This window comes from Wolbachia endosymbiont (group B) of Athalia cordata (assembly GCF_947251845.1).
Taxonomy (GTDB): Bacteria; Pseudomonadota; Alphaproteobacteria; order Rickettsiales; family Anaplasmataceae; genus Wolbachia.
In genome coordinates this window covers 833,345-846,853 of sequence record NZ_OX366383.1, presented here as the reverse complement: position 1 = coordinate 846,853, position 13,509 = coordinate 833,345, and the positions used below count along the sequence as shown (strand labels likewise).

The following is a 13,509-nucleotide window of genomic DNA, read 5'->3' as shown; positions in this document are numbered from 1 at the left end:
TGTTTGGTATTAAATAACCTGAATAATTTGATCGTTTCTAACAATCAAAAACAGCTAGCGTGAGAATCGTTCGTTTTGGAATGCATTGGTCTACCAAACGATACATACGAACTTTTTTATATAACAATTTTACTATACGCTAAAACCATCCATATTAGCCTACTTCAGCTAAATTTACATATGAACTAATTTGCTTAGCTTTGTTGCAAAGATTTCAAGCTTCTGCTTTCACAACTCTATTTTTACGCTGCTTGTTCTCACAAATATACGATCTTTTTATGTTTTTTGGAGGAAGTAAATAATTCAATTTGTTGTGATGCTAAAGGAACCCATGTTTTCTATATGAATGTAAATATTTCTCATGCTCTCAACCAGCAGCAATTTTACTATTATTTAAGCACTAACATAATAACATTAGATAATAGTGTTGGATACAAAAATGGGTGTTAGAGTGAACTATGCAAAAGTTACTAAACGTATTGCAGCGTATTTAGTTGACCAAACAACATTCCTAGTCTGCTGTTCATTCTTTTTTTTGTTAATTTCATTTATATTACCAGAAGAATCTCTTACTAACTTTTTTAATTATGTCTTTTCTGATACCGACACTGATACTGGCCTTATATCAGAACGACATGAAATACTAGGAGACCTAGGTATATTATTAGATAGTTTAGTATATATAGCATTAGAAGTATTAATGATAACAAAACTTGGATGGACTCCAGGAAAATTACTACTTGATATGTATATAAAAGATGCAAATACACTTCAAAACGCTGCTTTAATGCAAGTAGTGACAAGAAGTACTCTCAAGGCGCTTTTGTTTATACCTGTCTATTACATTTCTGAGTGGTTTTTAATCTTACCAATATTGATCCTAGTACCTTCAATATTTGATCAACGCAAGCAGCTTTTCTACGATAAAATTGCAAATACGGTAGTGGTAGACTATAAACCTGAAGAATGTCATTTAAATTTAAACTATGTGGGAATAACTAGACGTGCCATAGCATATATTATTGACCATCTTATTACTATAGGAATTTCTTTAGTCTTGCTGGTTCTTGTAGGGGCAATTTTTCACATTGCTGGATTTAAATTATTCATTACACGTAGTTGCTTATCTTTTTTGCTATCAATAGTATTTGGAGTATTCATGATAAAAAGATCTGGTAGTACTCCAGGACAATCGTTATGCGGCATTCATATCAAAGATGCAGATACACTTAACAATATTACTCTAATACAAGCAATAATTAGATATGTTTCTCTTGAAGTTATTAGCTTCATATTGAGTTCTTTGTTTATTATGGATATATTCTTTTTTAATAAGTATATTTCTAAATGGTGGTCTGAACCTTTATCAGACTTAACCTTTACAGCTATAATACTAATTTTCATATGTGGAATATTTGACAGACGCAAGCAATTTCTTCACGATAAAATTGCAAAAACAGTGGCTGTAAAGAAAAAAGCAGAAGCAATAGTGATAAATAAACCTAAAGGCTAATTTACGGATTTTACTATTCAATTTCTGATCTGTATACAGTTTACTTGAAAAAATTGTTGACACTAGAAATACCTATGTCATAAGTAAAGCTAAATTGGATATTTACATAAGTAATTTACAATTATTTAGCTTGATGGTGAAGGCAATTTTTAGTTGTACTTCTGGAGGGTAAAGTGGGTATAGGTCAGGAACGATTAATTAATACTAAAAAGGATAATGTTGTTCAGTTACTTGATATTTTAAAGCAAAAAAGCCTGGGTGATAAAGAAGCGAGTAGATTAATAAACGATATTATCAGTTTAAGTAAAGATGATACAGTGGAACTTCATCGTTCAAAGCGAAGTGTAGGTAAGAAAAATAAACTCCGTGGAAATTTAGGTAATTTAGGGAAAGAGGCTGCTAAGGAGTATGTCAAAGATTTGGTAGAGGAGTTTATTGATCATTTTTCTAGTTCTAGCGAAGAGCAATTTACAGGTAAAGAACAACAAGTTACAGAAGAACAATCCAGGGATTTTGTAGACAAGATGCTGAACAGAGGGGTTTTGGAGGAGGTTTGGGATAGGGATTTTGTAAAGGAGATTTGGCGGAAGGTTTCAGTTGCCTCCAACCCTTTCAGGGTTTTAAATAAGCTTTCTGAAGCATTAAACAATCTTTTTGAAACAAGTGAACAGCAGGTTACAGAAGTGCCACAGACTACTGAGGGTCAGCAAGTTGCGACAGAGATGCAACAAGTTACAGAGGTGCCGCAGGTTACAGAAAAGCAACAGAATACAAAAAAACAACAAGTGATGAATGAAGATGGCGATACAGCTTTACACTTAGCTACTATAAAAGATGATTTAAATACAGTGAAGTACCTTGTAGAGAAAGGAGCTGATGTTGATGTTAAAAATAAATATGGTGCTACTCCCTTACATGCTGCTTCTATACGTGGCAATTTAGAGATTGCACAATTCTTACTTGACCATGGTGCTAATGTTAATGTTCAAGCTATAAATGGTCTTACGCCTTTAAACTGGGCTACCATACACGATCACCTAGCAATGGTAAAATTACTTCTTGATCACTGTGCAAACGTTAATATTCAAGAGAGTGAAAGTTATGCAGAACATAATTTTGGTTATGGACGCACACCCTTAATGTCAGCTGTTGTAGCTTGTAATACAGAGATAGCAAGGCTTTTACTTGATAATGGTGCTGATGTTAGTATTAAAGGCCGCGGTTTAACAGCATTGGATTTTGCTAATACTAACAAGGATAAATGCCCAGAAATGTTAGCTTTATTGAAAGACGGTAATATTAAAAATAGTGATAGCAGAAATCATTGCACATTTACTATGGCAACAAGCAGTGCAACAAAACCTTCTTTTTTTATTAATAGTATGTTGAATTGGGTAGGAGCTTCAACTACTGCTGCACTCAGTGGCGTATTTCAAGGCACTCCTGCTTTACCTTTTGCACAACAGCCCATTACCTATTTAGGTGAAAACTCAATCAATTCTTCACAGGTTGGTTTTGGTGGAATGGCTTTTCTAGCTGATGTGGCAATTAGAAAGTTCACTGGGCAAAAATATTCAAGGCCATTCGATGATTCGCTTTTGACATTGGAACAAATTAAAGAAAGAAGGCTTAGCGCTATAGAGAAAGATGTTAAAATGGCAATTAGTAAGTTTGAGAGGCTTGATCAGTGTCATAGGAGCTCGCTAAGCAACACAACAATATCTAAAGGCATGGATTATCAAAAATCCTTTTAATTCTATCTGAGAAGGCTTTGTTAAATAACTACTTGTGAAGATGTAGGCGTAGAAAACTCAAAATGTACTGTAAGCTATATGCTTAACGCAGAAAAATGGCAGGAGGGTTTAGAAATATTGAGTTAATAATTTATAGAGTCTTCTAAAGGAATTATCTTATTTTTCATTGGCAGACAGCTTGCTTAAACCCGTAAAACCTCTCCAGTTGTTCACCCCATAACATCGGTATTTCTCTCAAATCCACTAACCTCAAACCCCTTGGCTGCCTTCCATTTACTATGTCTTCTGTAATTTTTGGTGCTAAATAGTTCAACCTTAAAATTTGTTGTATACGTCTTGTACCTATATTAATTTTGGCACTCATCTCTTTAACACTTCTATACTTTCCCTCTTCTAGCTGACGTTTCCACAGGTAGGCTCTTACCACTGCTTTGAGTAACGCATTATTTGTTTTTCCTTCTGGCTCAATTACTGTGCATTTCTTTCCCTTCTTCTTTATTGATATAAATTTTTCCTCTAATTCAGAATATAACTCTATTCCATCCTCTCTCACCAATACTGCTTTTATTAACTTTTTCACTATTTCTTTCTGCTTTCCAAAATTTAAATTTTCCCATTTTTCTTCGGTCTTGTCTTTCCAATTTTCATATAGCTGCTCTGTTTTCCTCATTACTTCTTTTTCGACTTCTCCTGCTATTACATTTCGTTTTTTTGATTCACAACCTTTTCCCCTTAAATGATTGTTGCATACGTAATATCGGTACCTTTTATTTTCTTTTTTTGCATACGTTAGTGTCATATTTACACCACAGCTCTTGAACTTAATTATTCCCCTAAGCAATGCTTCCTCATATCTTGCTTTTCTATATGGCTGATTCTTTATCAATTCCTGCGCTTTTTGCCATTTTTCCTCTTCTATTATTGCTTCATGCTTTCCCTCATATTGCTTCTCATAATGCCTTATTTTTCCCATATATATTGGATTTGTTATTATTCTTCTCACCGTTGCCTTTTTAAAGATATCTGATTTCGTCCGGTACCCTTGACTATTTAACTCCCTTGCCAGTTCTGCAATTGACCTCAGCTCCAAATATCTTTCAAATATGTGCCCTACTATTTTTGCTTCTTTTTCATTTATTATTAATTCTTTATCTTTTACATCATACCCTAGCGGCAAAGTTCCACCCATCCATAATCCTTATTCTTTTGATGTTGCTATTTTATTTTTTACCCTTTCTACAATCATCTCTCTTTCTAACTGTGCTGCTCCTGATAACACTGTTTGTACAAACTTTCCCATTGGCGTATTATTGTCAAATATTTGTGTTACTGCTACAAAATTTACTCTATGCCTTCTAAAAAATGACGTTACTTCGATGCTGTCTTTTGTTTCCCTTGATAGCCTATCCAGAGTATATACTACTACACAATCTACTTCTCCTTTTTTTACATCTTTAAACAACTCCTTTATTGCTGGTCTTTCTAAGTTTTTCCCTGAATATCCTCCATCATCGTACCTTTTTGCCAATGCTACCCAGCCTTCTCTGCTCTTTATGTACTTTTCACATGCTACTCGCTGCGCATCAAGACTGTTAAACTTTTGTTCTAGCCCATCCTCATTTGATTTTCGCGTATATATTGCACATCTTACTTCTTTTAGCATTTTCAACTTCCATTTTTATCACGCATCCCAAATAATAAAGGTCCGTTATAGCTCATTCCCATTATTCTGCCTGCCACCGCTGACAATGACGTAAAAAATTCTTCTCTGTAGATTAAACCCTTGTCTGTTACCATTACCGCATGCGTCTCTTCTCCTCTCTCTAATATTAGCTCTGTTCCTGCTACTGGCAGTTTATTACTACTTATTCTTTTTCCTTTCTCTAGCCGATCTGCCAGATACTCTAGTCTTTTTAATCCTTTTCTTGACATTTCTCCATACGCTTTTTCCTGCATTCTATAAGCTAATCTCGGTATCAGATATTTCTTTGAGTATCTAGGCACTTCTTCACCATATACCTTCTTCCATATTTTTCTCAGCTCATCCAAAGGTTTTCTCTCTAAATTCATTACTTTCTTTTCTATTTCTTCCTCCATATTTTTAGCCCTTCATAAATAGCTTTTCAATTCTGTCTGTTTCTTTCTTTAATACCTCGGTTACTTCTTTACTATAATCCATTGCTGTCATTCCGAACTTATCTTCTTGCTCTATTTCTCCTCCAGCTTTCACTAGTTCCTCCACTATTTCCACTTTCCCCACCATACATGCAAGGTGCAATGGAGTGCATTTATTGCCATACTCTTCAGCATTTACGTCTGCTCCTGATTTTATCAATTCCCTCACGATTTCTAGACGTTTTTCCGTTACCGCTAGGTGCAGTGCTGTGTATCCTTTCACATCTGCTGCATTCACATTCACTCCTTTTTCAACTAATAACTTCACTGTTTTTGCGTCTACTGCATAATGCAGAGCTGTTCTTTCCTTCTCGTCTCTTTCATAAATATTTTCATATGAGTTCTCTAATAATTCTTTTGCTGACTTATTAAATTTGCCAAGCTTTATCATAATCTACCCCACCTTTCTTTAAAATTAAGTTCCTCGTTTAAGCCTTCCTTCTCACCCCCTCATCTATCATTTCGTTCACTTTGCTCATTATCTCGCTTACTAAATTTTTACATTCTTCCTTTATTAGTGACTTATCTTTCTTCCTTATTTCTCCTATCTCTATTATTTTTAGCTCCGGCATGTAGCTTACATTCAACATGTCTGCTATTTCTCCCACTAGCCCCTCTATTCCATAGCATGTCAGTTCTCTACTTTTTGTTACTCCTCCTTTTTCTCTCAGAAATTTACTTGCCTTTTTACTCTCTTCGCTATCACACAGACAATACTTTTCACTTTCCCAGATGTAATACATTGGTGTTGCACCATATTTATTTAGTTGATTAACTTCAGCTCCTGCTTTTACTAGCTCTTTTATTATTTCAACTCCTGCTCCTCCTATTTTGCATGCAGAGTGGAGTGGCGTACATCCAGTGACATATTGAGCCGTATTTACTTCTGCTCCCGACCTTAGCAGCACTTTTACATTTTCTAAGCTTTTCGCAAATACTGCACAGTGTAGTGGTGTATAACCATTCTTATCTCTTGCATTAACCTCAGCTCCTTTTTTTATTAATAATCTCACTGTTTTGTAATCGGAGATTTCTACTGCTTGGTGCAAGATCGTTTCTCCTTCTTCATTTTTTTTATTAATATCTTTACTTGATACTTCTTTAAAAAACTTACTAAAAGATTCTTTGCTAAACTTCATACTTACCTCACAAAATTAGCTTTTCTAGCGCCAGACAAATTTCTTATATTTACCTGCTGCTATTCAAGTCATGTCGGTTTTAGCATGAGAAAGCAAGTCTTTTTCTTTTTATTTCATACACTTTAACCTATTTCTAATATAATATATGAGGATCTAAATATAAGTATTTAACTTATTATAGATATTACTTGACTATCTTTCCAACTTCTGTGCAAATGTCGATGTTCATGCCACTTCAGTACTCCCGGGTAAAATACTAAAATGTGCTTTTCTAACTCGTGTATTGAGTCTTTTTGCTCTGTATCTAAATCGTTTTTATAGTAAATATTGTGTTCTGCTAAACCATATCTTGTGATCTTCTGATCGGTATAGTTTTCTGCTTTATAATCATGGGTAACGCTGAATCTTTCTAAAATTGGCTTGTATTTTAAGTTCCACAATTCTTCAGATAGTTTGCTACTTCCTAGTAAAAATTTATTCCCTTTTTCTTCTTGATAACAAAAAGGAAAACAGTAATTTATTTCTCCTAATTTCCAGCTATCTGACAATACAATCTGTGCTTTGGCAAACTTTATTGGTGGTAGTAAGCTCTGTGGTAATGAATATAGTGCTTTAAAATTGTACCACATGTGATTTCGTTCATATATTCCACTGTAGTTTTTGGTATGTGGCTCTGTTTCCCCAAGTACTGCTACATCTAAACGATATATGTCATTACTAAATGCTTGCTCATAATTAATCTGAAAAGTACCAAACTTAAAATTTGGATTTAAGCTTTTTAGCTCAAATGTATTCTTTCTACCGAATGACAGTACTGGTCCATCTTTTTCAATTTTTATCCCTGAGTAATCCGATAACAAACTTCCAAAAAAGCTTTCATCTAATATAAACCTGTCAACGTTGTAGTGGTCATTGAAAATCCTCATTAGTCGCGATCTTGCTGGTAATGATAGTTTTGCCAGCTCTACTACTGCATCTACAAAAAAGTCATTTGGCACATCCTTTATTCCAATTTGCAGCTCAAAGAAGTGCTTACCAGGTGGCTCTTCGATAATTGTAATATCTTCTATATTTGCCCACTTTAGTGCTATTTTGAGTGATGCTGGAGTTCCTCTCAGTCTTTGAAATTTTACTCCTTCTATTACGGCTTTTCTTCTATCTTTTACCCAACGCAGTATCTCTTCTAAACCATATTCTTCTATTATCCACGGCAGTATTTCATCTTTGAGACTAAATTTAAATTCCCTGATGCAACTTGGATTAACTTTGTAGTCGATTGCTTCTACTAGCACTTTTTCTTGCTTTGTTGCGTTTGGCGGTAATAAACTTTTCATTTGCTTTTTCTTGCTCTAACTCTTTTGCTTATATGATACATAAGTAAACAAGAGATAGTTCTGACCTTGGTACGGAAATTTCCTCATTAAAAGTGTATCTGTTACTAAATTTGCTTAACGTAAAAACTGCTTGCCGTTACATTAGACATACTACTTCCAGGCTCATTGAGAGATACTCTGTTTTTTTTATTATCTTCTATTCTATGATTTCTACCACCGAGAGATACAATACCTTTGTTGGCAATGCAAATTATCATATCACCATCAGATTTTGTGAATATCTCTTTCTCCTCGCTTCTAGTATAGTTATGGCTATCATGCAACGCTTTTGCAATACTGTAAATGAGCTTCATATCACCATATGATACTTTTTCAATGCCAGCTCGTGTCAATGCTTTTAGGTCTGAACATATCCTGCTTGCAATTTGGTTAATAATAGCTTTTCTGCCATGCAACCCTCTTTGAATTTCCACAATATCAATCTCAATAATAGCTGTTCTGTCTTCCTTACTAAGCTTGATGTTGGGATGTTCTCTTTGCAGATCGTCAATTTCTTTCTGCTTCAGTTTACTTGAAAAGCACCTGGGTATTGAAAACGCAACAAATCCAGATCCAACTTTCAAGATCTTCATGCCCAACTCTGCACTGCTTCTTAACATTTCTGCGTGTAAACAAACCCTTGGATGGCCATCCACCACTTCTTTTAATGCAACTCTTGCATCTCTTTTAACCTTATCTGATGAATTACACCAATTACATGGATTAAACACATAAACTATTGCATGTAATGGCAAAAGTAGTGCTCTGCCTACAGCCCCGCAAAAGTTTGCATTTGATTGTTGTTCCTGTGCCATTAAAATACCCCCTAATGTTACCTATTTAAGTTTTGTATCCTCCACACATACAATATAATCTGAGGTAATATCGTGTCAATTGATTTACTGCTAATGTAATATATTCAAAAATATTATGAACTTCTTAAAAGTGCTTGCTAGTAAAAGAATACGTTTCAAATCCTATATTTCCTCTAATTTAACATGACTAAGAACTGCACACTCATTACCTAGCACCACAACATCCTCTCTTGGCTCGATTAATTCTACGTTTTCTACACCCTCTACAAATAAATTTGCTATTATCCATGATCTTGTAACATTCCACCCTAATCTTTTTGCTAATTCAAACTTCTCAATAAACTGCTTCTTGATTTCTTCCTCTGATATTAAAGAACTTATGCTCATTCTGCTGTCAATATCTATTTCCGTAATATTGCAACCAATTACTGTTACTGTATCTGTTAAAACCCTTATATCATCTCTATTAACTTGCTTTCTTACAATTTCAAGTAGCTCTTCTAACACTATGCCAGTTTGTGTTGATAAGATTGAAATTTGTACTTTCCCTGGTATAGGCGATTCTACTAATGCATCCTTTACTCTACTATCTGCTGACAGTGCATGATATTTATAATATTCCTTACTTCCTCCTGTTGACCAACCTGCTATCTTTGCTTTAATTCTTTTTCTAAATCGTTCATCATCATCTTCTTTTTGCCTCTCCACTCCATAAAACTCAGCTAAATTATCAACCGTCGCAAATTTAAGTAAATTACCCTTTACAGCTTCGTTTATCCTTTGTCTGAGTAAAAGTTCTCGCCATGCTGCTACCTCCAGAACTTTCATTGCTGGATCCGATTCTACTAATCCTGAAAAGGTTTCATCTCTACGGACTAACTCTTCTTTCATTCTTGAAAATATTTCCTCGAAATTTGGCTTTTCTACAATATTTAGCTGCTGCATCTTTAAACTACAATTTCATCAAAATGAATGTTTTTCCCGCTTGGTAAGTATAATCCTTCTAGGTCAAGCGTTACTTTTCCTTCTTTCACCTCTGTCATTTTTACTTTTTCTAGCTTAAATCTTTCCTCCCACCTTTGTAGAGCTTCTGCTACTGCTGAATAGATTTCCAAAGTTAAATCTCTATTTATTGGCTTATCTACTAATTCAAATAGTCTTGACCCATAATCCCTCATCATAATTCGCGATCCTATCGGTGTGGTCAGTATATCAATTATCGATTGCTTTAAGTGCTCTATTCCTTCTAACGCTTTCCCTGTTTTAGCATCCATTCCTTTCATTTTTAGCCTGCAAACACGGTTTCACTGCCTTTTATTACTTTAAACCCACATATCTCCTACTCTTCCTATACCAAGACCATTTGCAAATACTGTTTTTGATCCTTGAATCATTACTTTTCCTTCACTAAAACTGTCTCCTTGTCTACATATTGACTTACCGTTTACAAAAACATTGTTACTGCCACTAATGCAAAAATGTGGTGTTGCTTCTACACAATAATCTCCTACTCGTACAACCGATTTATTCATTTAATTAAGGTTTATTCTATCTGCTTTCAGTTTTATTTCGCTCTTCGTCATCTCTATGCTCGATTCCCCAGCTTTCAGTGTTATTTTGTCTACTACTTCAATCTCTAAATGATGCTTCTCTTTATCATATAATAATCTTGTCCCATCTTGAAATTTTACACTATTTATTTCTTTTTTATTCTCTGGTGCATGGTATTTTTCCTGATATATTCCTCCTAACACCACTCCTAATGATAGTTCACCAAGAGGAGAAAATACCATAACCTGTTCATCGATATCTGGCGGAGACCAATCTCTATCTTTTCCTGCTTTACTCGTTATCCACGGTAAATAATCTGTTAAAAATTCTCCTATTTTAACTCTTACTTTTGCTTTCTCATAATCTACTTCTTTTACAAGCCCTATTCGTACAATGTTTGCTAACTTTCTTTGCAGCTCTGAAATAGCAAAATTACTCTCTAACATTTTCTCCTATTATAATCGTATGTGGCTTAATCTTATTTTCTGTCCATATCGATTTACCTAAATGAAGCTGATGACTCCACTCAACCAACCACACCAAATACGCATCTAATTCGGGTCTAAATCCGTCAATTTCCGCAGAGATAAATTCTCCTGGCGAAACATTTTTCACGTTCCAAGTATTTTTATTTACTACTCTCGCAACCTCAGCAGCTAATGTTCTAACAATTACCGAGGAATCCTCAACTGTTCCATCAACTACAATCCTCGCTTCAAACCTTGCTTTCAACGCTAATTCTTCTGTTCCAGGATCTTTTCCCGATTCTAAACTCACAAGCTCTACAAATAATGCTGGCGCTAATAATTCTTTTCTTATCGATGGATAAATTTCACAAGTTTGAATTGCTGGTATTTCTCTCTTCAGCGTGGTACAAATTTTATCATGTAAATCTTTCAAATTCATCCTTTATAGCTCAATTGACGTTCAAAAAACTTTGTAAAGACTTCTTCAACTTCATAATTAACAAGATTCCCTATTATCCTTGAAGCCTCTGGTTTCAGTGGCAACTTAACTTCCTTTATTGGTAATGCTGCTCTTCCTTCACGTTTAAAAATACCGCTATTTCCTTTTGGCATAACTGCTGCAAATCCTCCTATAAACTCATGCTTTCCTACTTTCGATCCTCTTCTTGTTTTTTGTATTTTGCCAATTGCCGATGCTCTAATGTCATAGAGATTTGCTCTAATTAACACTTCTAATCTGCTAGTTTTCGCCTTAAAAATTCTTAATCTCTTTCTTATCAAACTTAATTTTATCTTCTTTTCCTCACTGATTTCCTTAGCTGCTTTTGCTTTTAACCATAGTGCTGTTCTATTTAGTGCTTTTATAGCTGCCAGTTTTACTTTCTGCTCTTTTCCGTCAATATTGGAGATTATTTCATTAATATTGTTACTAGTTTTAATATTAAACACTTTCTATTGCCTCAATTTTCCATATTTTACCTGAAGAATCTTTCAATGGTGGTTCAAAAATCTTGTAGAACCTTTTTTCAATCTTGATATAATTACCTATGCTAAAGGAAGTAACGTCCTGATCACGTATTTCTATAGAAGCAATTTGCTGAGTTAATGCTCCATCTGCACCTAAAGAATACGTAGTATCGGGACGTTTAATTAGCACTTTCATTTTACGAATACTCTCCTTATTTTTATTACAATATATGGCTTCCACTCCTAGATGCTCAAAACAATCTTCCAATAATTTTCCTATATTCATCAACTAGAACTAATTTTTACCAAAACTGCCGGACGATGGCACATTGGCAGAGGATTTGACTGCGTATGTAAATCAGTTCCTCTATCAAATCTTCTTGGCTCTTGTTTTGCATATAATGGCTGACCAAGCGTATTCACCGTCTCATTAAAGTCTGCTGGTGCAAAATATGTCGTAAACGTACTTGCTGTTCCTAGTGGAAAACAGTGTCCTGTATCTCTTTCTATAAATCTTCTTACGGTTCCTTCAGGATCAGTTGCTTGTCCTCTATATTCCTCAAATGTTATTCCACAGAACGTAAATCCTGACCTCATATCATTTCTTAGCGCTGCTCCTTCTTGCCATCTCTCATATGCTTCTTTCACTTTAGTATGTGAAGTTAATGCATCAAAAAACTCAGAGCCTACCAAGGCATGAATTCCGGTCATATATTCACCACTTAAGTTGTCTTCAATATGCCGCAATACTTCCAGACACTTACGCTTTACATCAGTTGTCGCAGTTCCTAATGCAAAATTTACTACTTTAGGTGTAATTTCAAATTCGTTATACAGATTTAATAACTCTGACCCATCAGCATCAAGAATGATTCCCTTCAGCTCTCCCATCCGCAAATGTTCCAACGTTATTGCGTGTTTGTTTCTCATTGATTGCAAATGATCAGTTATTACATCTGCCAGCGCTTTCAGTTCACTTTCTGATCCAAATGCTCTTATTCCTTGCACTTCTTCTGGTAATACTACATCATCATGTGGAATATGTGGAATCGTAAATGTTCTTACCTTTCTTTTTCCTCTTTTTCCTACTGTTGCTGGCGCCCCTGGTACTTGCGTTGGTAATAAACTTAATACTCCGTTGTGTTCTTCTATGGTAATATGTCTAAATCTTACTGACCTACTTGGAAACAAATTTAGATTTTCAACTCGTCCATGATTTATCGGCAATATATTCATCGCATTTGTTAGTGCCGTCATGCTAAATGCTGTATTTGTAAATGGATTTTGCATTCTTTTTCCCCCTTATTAATTTAAGTTACACTCCCTTGCGGACAATGATCCCTCGTCCTTCAAGTTGCTTTATTGCTGCAGCTTTTTGCTCTTCAGTGATACCTGTTGGCCACACAACTGCATGATCTGCTAGCATTTCACTGCGAGTAATAATTACTCCTTTCATATCAGAATCTTTGCTATGTATATCGGTTGTAATTATTCCTACTGCTGTTTGTGTGCCGTCTGTTCCAGTGGGGTTCAGCACTCTAATAAAACCATCATCTGTCTTCTTGGCAACTACTGTACCAAGTTTAATATTTTGACCTTTCGCTACAGTTATTTGGTCTCTTGAATATAGACTTGATGCCTCATACTTTAATAAGTCACCTAGATTATTTTGTTCGCTTATACAACTCATAAATTTCTCTCCTTAACTGCTTACCGCCGCTTTTATCAATGCTATATACGGCGGTTATAAAAATAC

General features: G+C 34.9%; 15 protein-coding genes and 2 pseudogenes. 2 read left to right on the top strand and 15 right to left on the bottom strand.

All coding sequences use genetic code 11. The annotated features are described in order from the left end of the window. The first annotated feature begins 439 nt into the window (after window positions 1-439). Window positions 440-1,513 (top strand): RDD family protein, encoded by a 1,074-nt coding sequence (locus OPR30_RS03885; protein WP_265030442.1) that lies wholly within the window; start codon window positions 440-442, stop codon window positions 1,511-1,513. Window positions 1,514-1,686: 173 nt separating this feature from the next. After that, the gene (locus tag OPR30_RS03880; protein ID WP_265030441.1) at window positions 1,687-3,267 is read left to right on the top strand and encodes an ankyrin repeat domain-containing protein; all 1,581 of its coding nucleotides are present in this window, start codon (window positions 1,687-1,689) and stop codon (window positions 3,265-3,267) included. A gap of 163 nt (window positions 3,268-3,430) precedes the next feature. Here the strand turns inward: OPR30_RS03880 and OPR30_RS03875 are convergent. From OPR30_RS03875 to OPR30_RS03805, 15 genes and pseudogenes are all read right to left on the bottom strand, one after another. Further along, a pseudogene (locus OPR30_RS03875) lies at window positions 3,431-4,930 on the bottom strand (recombinase family protein). Between the two features lie 2 nt (window positions 4,931-4,932). Beyond that, complete coding sequence (locus OPR30_RS03870) at window positions 4,933-5,364, bottom strand: DUF2924 domain-containing protein (protein ID WP_265030440.1); 432 nt, start codon at window positions 5,362-5,364, stop codon at window positions 4,933-4,935. 4 nt (window positions 5,365-5,368) lie between these two features. Beyond that, window positions 5,369-5,833 (bottom strand): ankyrin repeat domain-containing protein, encoded by a 465-nt coding sequence (locus tag OPR30_RS03865; protein ID WP_265030439.1) that lies wholly within the window; start codon window positions 5,831-5,833, stop codon window positions 5,369-5,371. 37 nt (window positions 5,834-5,870) lie between these two features. Continuing rightward, window positions 5,871-6,581: an ankyrin repeat domain-containing protein gene (locus OPR30_RS03860; RefSeq protein ID WP_265030438.1), complete on the bottom strand. Its 711-nt coding sequence runs from the start codon at window positions 6,579-6,581 to the stop codon at window positions 5,871-5,873. 167 nt (window positions 6,582-6,748) lie between these two features. Continuing rightward, complete coding sequence (locus OPR30_RS03855; RefSeq protein WP_265030437.1) at window positions 6,749-7,915, bottom strand: phage tail protein; 1,167 nt, start codon at window positions 7,913-7,915, stop codon at window positions 6,749-6,751. 104 nt (window positions 7,916-8,019) lie between these two features. Then, a complete protein-coding gene (locus OPR30_RS03850; protein ID WP_019236525.1) occupies window positions 8,020-8,769 on the bottom strand; it encodes a hypothetical protein in 750 nt (249 codons plus the stop codon). 162 nt (window positions 8,770-8,931) lie between these two features. Next, window positions 8,932-9,714 carry a baseplate assembly protein gene (locus OPR30_RS03845; protein ID WP_265030436.1) on the bottom strand — a complete coding sequence of 261 codons (783 nt, stop codon included), beginning with the start codon at window positions 9,712-9,714 and terminating at the stop codon, window positions 8,932-8,934. Window positions 9,715-9,716: 2 nt separating this feature from the next. Further along, the gene (locus OPR30_RS03840; protein WP_265030435.1) at window positions 9,717-10,052 is read right to left on the bottom strand and encodes a GPW/gp25 family protein; all 336 of its coding nucleotides are present in this window, start codon (window positions 10,050-10,052) and stop codon (window positions 9,717-9,719) included. A gap of 2 nt (window positions 10,053-10,054) precedes the next feature. Then, window positions 10,055-10,301, bottom strand: a pseudogene (locus tag OPR30_RS03835) (PAAR domain-containing protein). Next, the gene (locus OPR30_RS03830; RefSeq protein ID WP_265030434.1) at window positions 10,302-10,766 is read right to left on the bottom strand and encodes a phage baseplate assembly protein V; all 465 of its coding nucleotides are present in this window, start codon (window positions 10,764-10,766) and stop codon (window positions 10,302-10,304) included. Beyond that, window positions 10,753-11,226, bottom strand: coding sequence for a hypothetical protein (locus OPR30_RS03825; protein ID WP_265030433.1), 474 nt, complete (start codon window positions 11,224-11,226; stop codon window positions 10,753-10,755). Before OPR30_RS03825 ends, OPR30_RS03830 begins: the two co-directional genes overlap by 14 nt. After that, complete coding sequence (locus tag OPR30_RS03820) at window positions 11,223-11,708, bottom strand: phage tail protein (RefSeq protein ID WP_406829204.1); 486 nt, start codon at window positions 11,706-11,708, stop codon at window positions 11,223-11,225. Before OPR30_RS03820 ends, OPR30_RS03825 begins: the two co-directional genes overlap by 4 nt. Before the next feature lie 19 nt (window positions 11,709-11,727). Then, window positions 11,728-12,039, bottom strand: a complete 312-nt coding sequence (locus tag OPR30_RS03815) for a head-tail joining protein (protein ID WP_226080688.1) — start codon at window positions 12,037-12,039, stop codon at window positions 11,728-11,730. Then, entirely contained in the window at window positions 12,039-13,043 is a 1,005-nt protein-coding gene (locus tag OPR30_RS03810; protein WP_265030431.1) for a major capsid protein, read from the bottom strand. The genes OPR30_RS03815 and OPR30_RS03810 overlap by 1 nt, the downstream gene beginning before the upstream one ends. Window positions 13,044-13,068: 25 nt before the next feature. Beyond that, entirely contained in the window at window positions 13,069-13,443 is a 375-nt protein-coding gene (locus OPR30_RS03805; RefSeq protein WP_265030430.1) for a head decoration protein, read from the bottom strand. Between the last annotated feature and the right edge of the window lie 66 nt (window positions 13,444-13,509).

Excerpts from the sequence above, each read along its gene's own strand:
- OPR30_RS03885 (WP_265030442.1), top strand. The coding sequence starts at position 440 with ATGGGTGTTAGAGTGAACTATGCAAAAGTTACTAAACGTATTGCAGCG.
- OPR30_RS03870 (WP_265030440.1), bottom strand. The coding sequence starts at position 5,364 with ATGGAGGAAGAAATAGAAAAGAAAGTAATGAATTTAGAGAGAAAACCT.
- OPR30_RS03865 (WP_265030439.1), bottom strand. The coding sequence starts at position 5,833 with ATGATAAAGCTTGGCAAATTTAATAAGTCAGCAAAAGAATTATTAGAG.
- OPR30_RS03860 (WP_265030438.1), bottom strand. The coding sequence starts at position 6,581 with ATGAAGTTTAGCAAAGAATCTTTTAGTAAGTTTTTTAAAGAAGTATCA.
- OPR30_RS03855 (WP_265030437.1), bottom strand. The coding sequence starts at position 7,915 with ATGAAAAGTTTATTACCGCCAAACGCAACAAAGCAAGAAAAAGTGCTA.
- OPR30_RS03850 (WP_019236525.1), bottom strand. The coding sequence starts at position 8,769 with ATGGCACAGGAACAACAATCAAATGCAAACTTTTGCGGGGCTGTAGGC.
- OPR30_RS03845 (WP_265030436.1), bottom strand. The coding sequence starts at position 9,714 with ATGCAGCAGCTAAATATTGTAGAAAAGCCAAATTTCGAGGAAATATTT.
- OPR30_RS03840 (WP_265030435.1), bottom strand. The coding sequence starts at position 10,052 with ATGAAAGGAATGGATGCTAAAACAGGGAAAGCGTTAGAAGGAATAGAG.
- OPR30_RS03830 (WP_265030434.1), bottom strand. The coding sequence starts at position 10,766 with ATGTTAGAGAGTAATTTTGCTATTTCAGAGCTGCAAAGAAAGTTAGCA.
- OPR30_RS03825 (WP_265030433.1), bottom strand. The coding sequence starts at position 11,226 with ATGAATTTGAAAGATTTACATGATAAAATTTGTACCACGCTGAAGAGA.
- OPR30_RS03815 (WP_226080688.1), bottom strand. The coding sequence starts at position 12,039 with ATGAATATAGGAAAATTATTGGAAGATTGTTTTGAGCATCTAGGAGTG.
- OPR30_RS03810 (WP_265030431.1), bottom strand. The coding sequence starts at position 13,043 with ATGCAAAATCCATTTACAAATACAGCATTTAGCATGACGGCACTAACA.
- OPR30_RS03805 (WP_265030430.1), bottom strand. The coding sequence starts at position 13,443 with ATGAGTTGTATAAGCGAACAAAATAATCTAGGTGACTTATTAAAGTAT.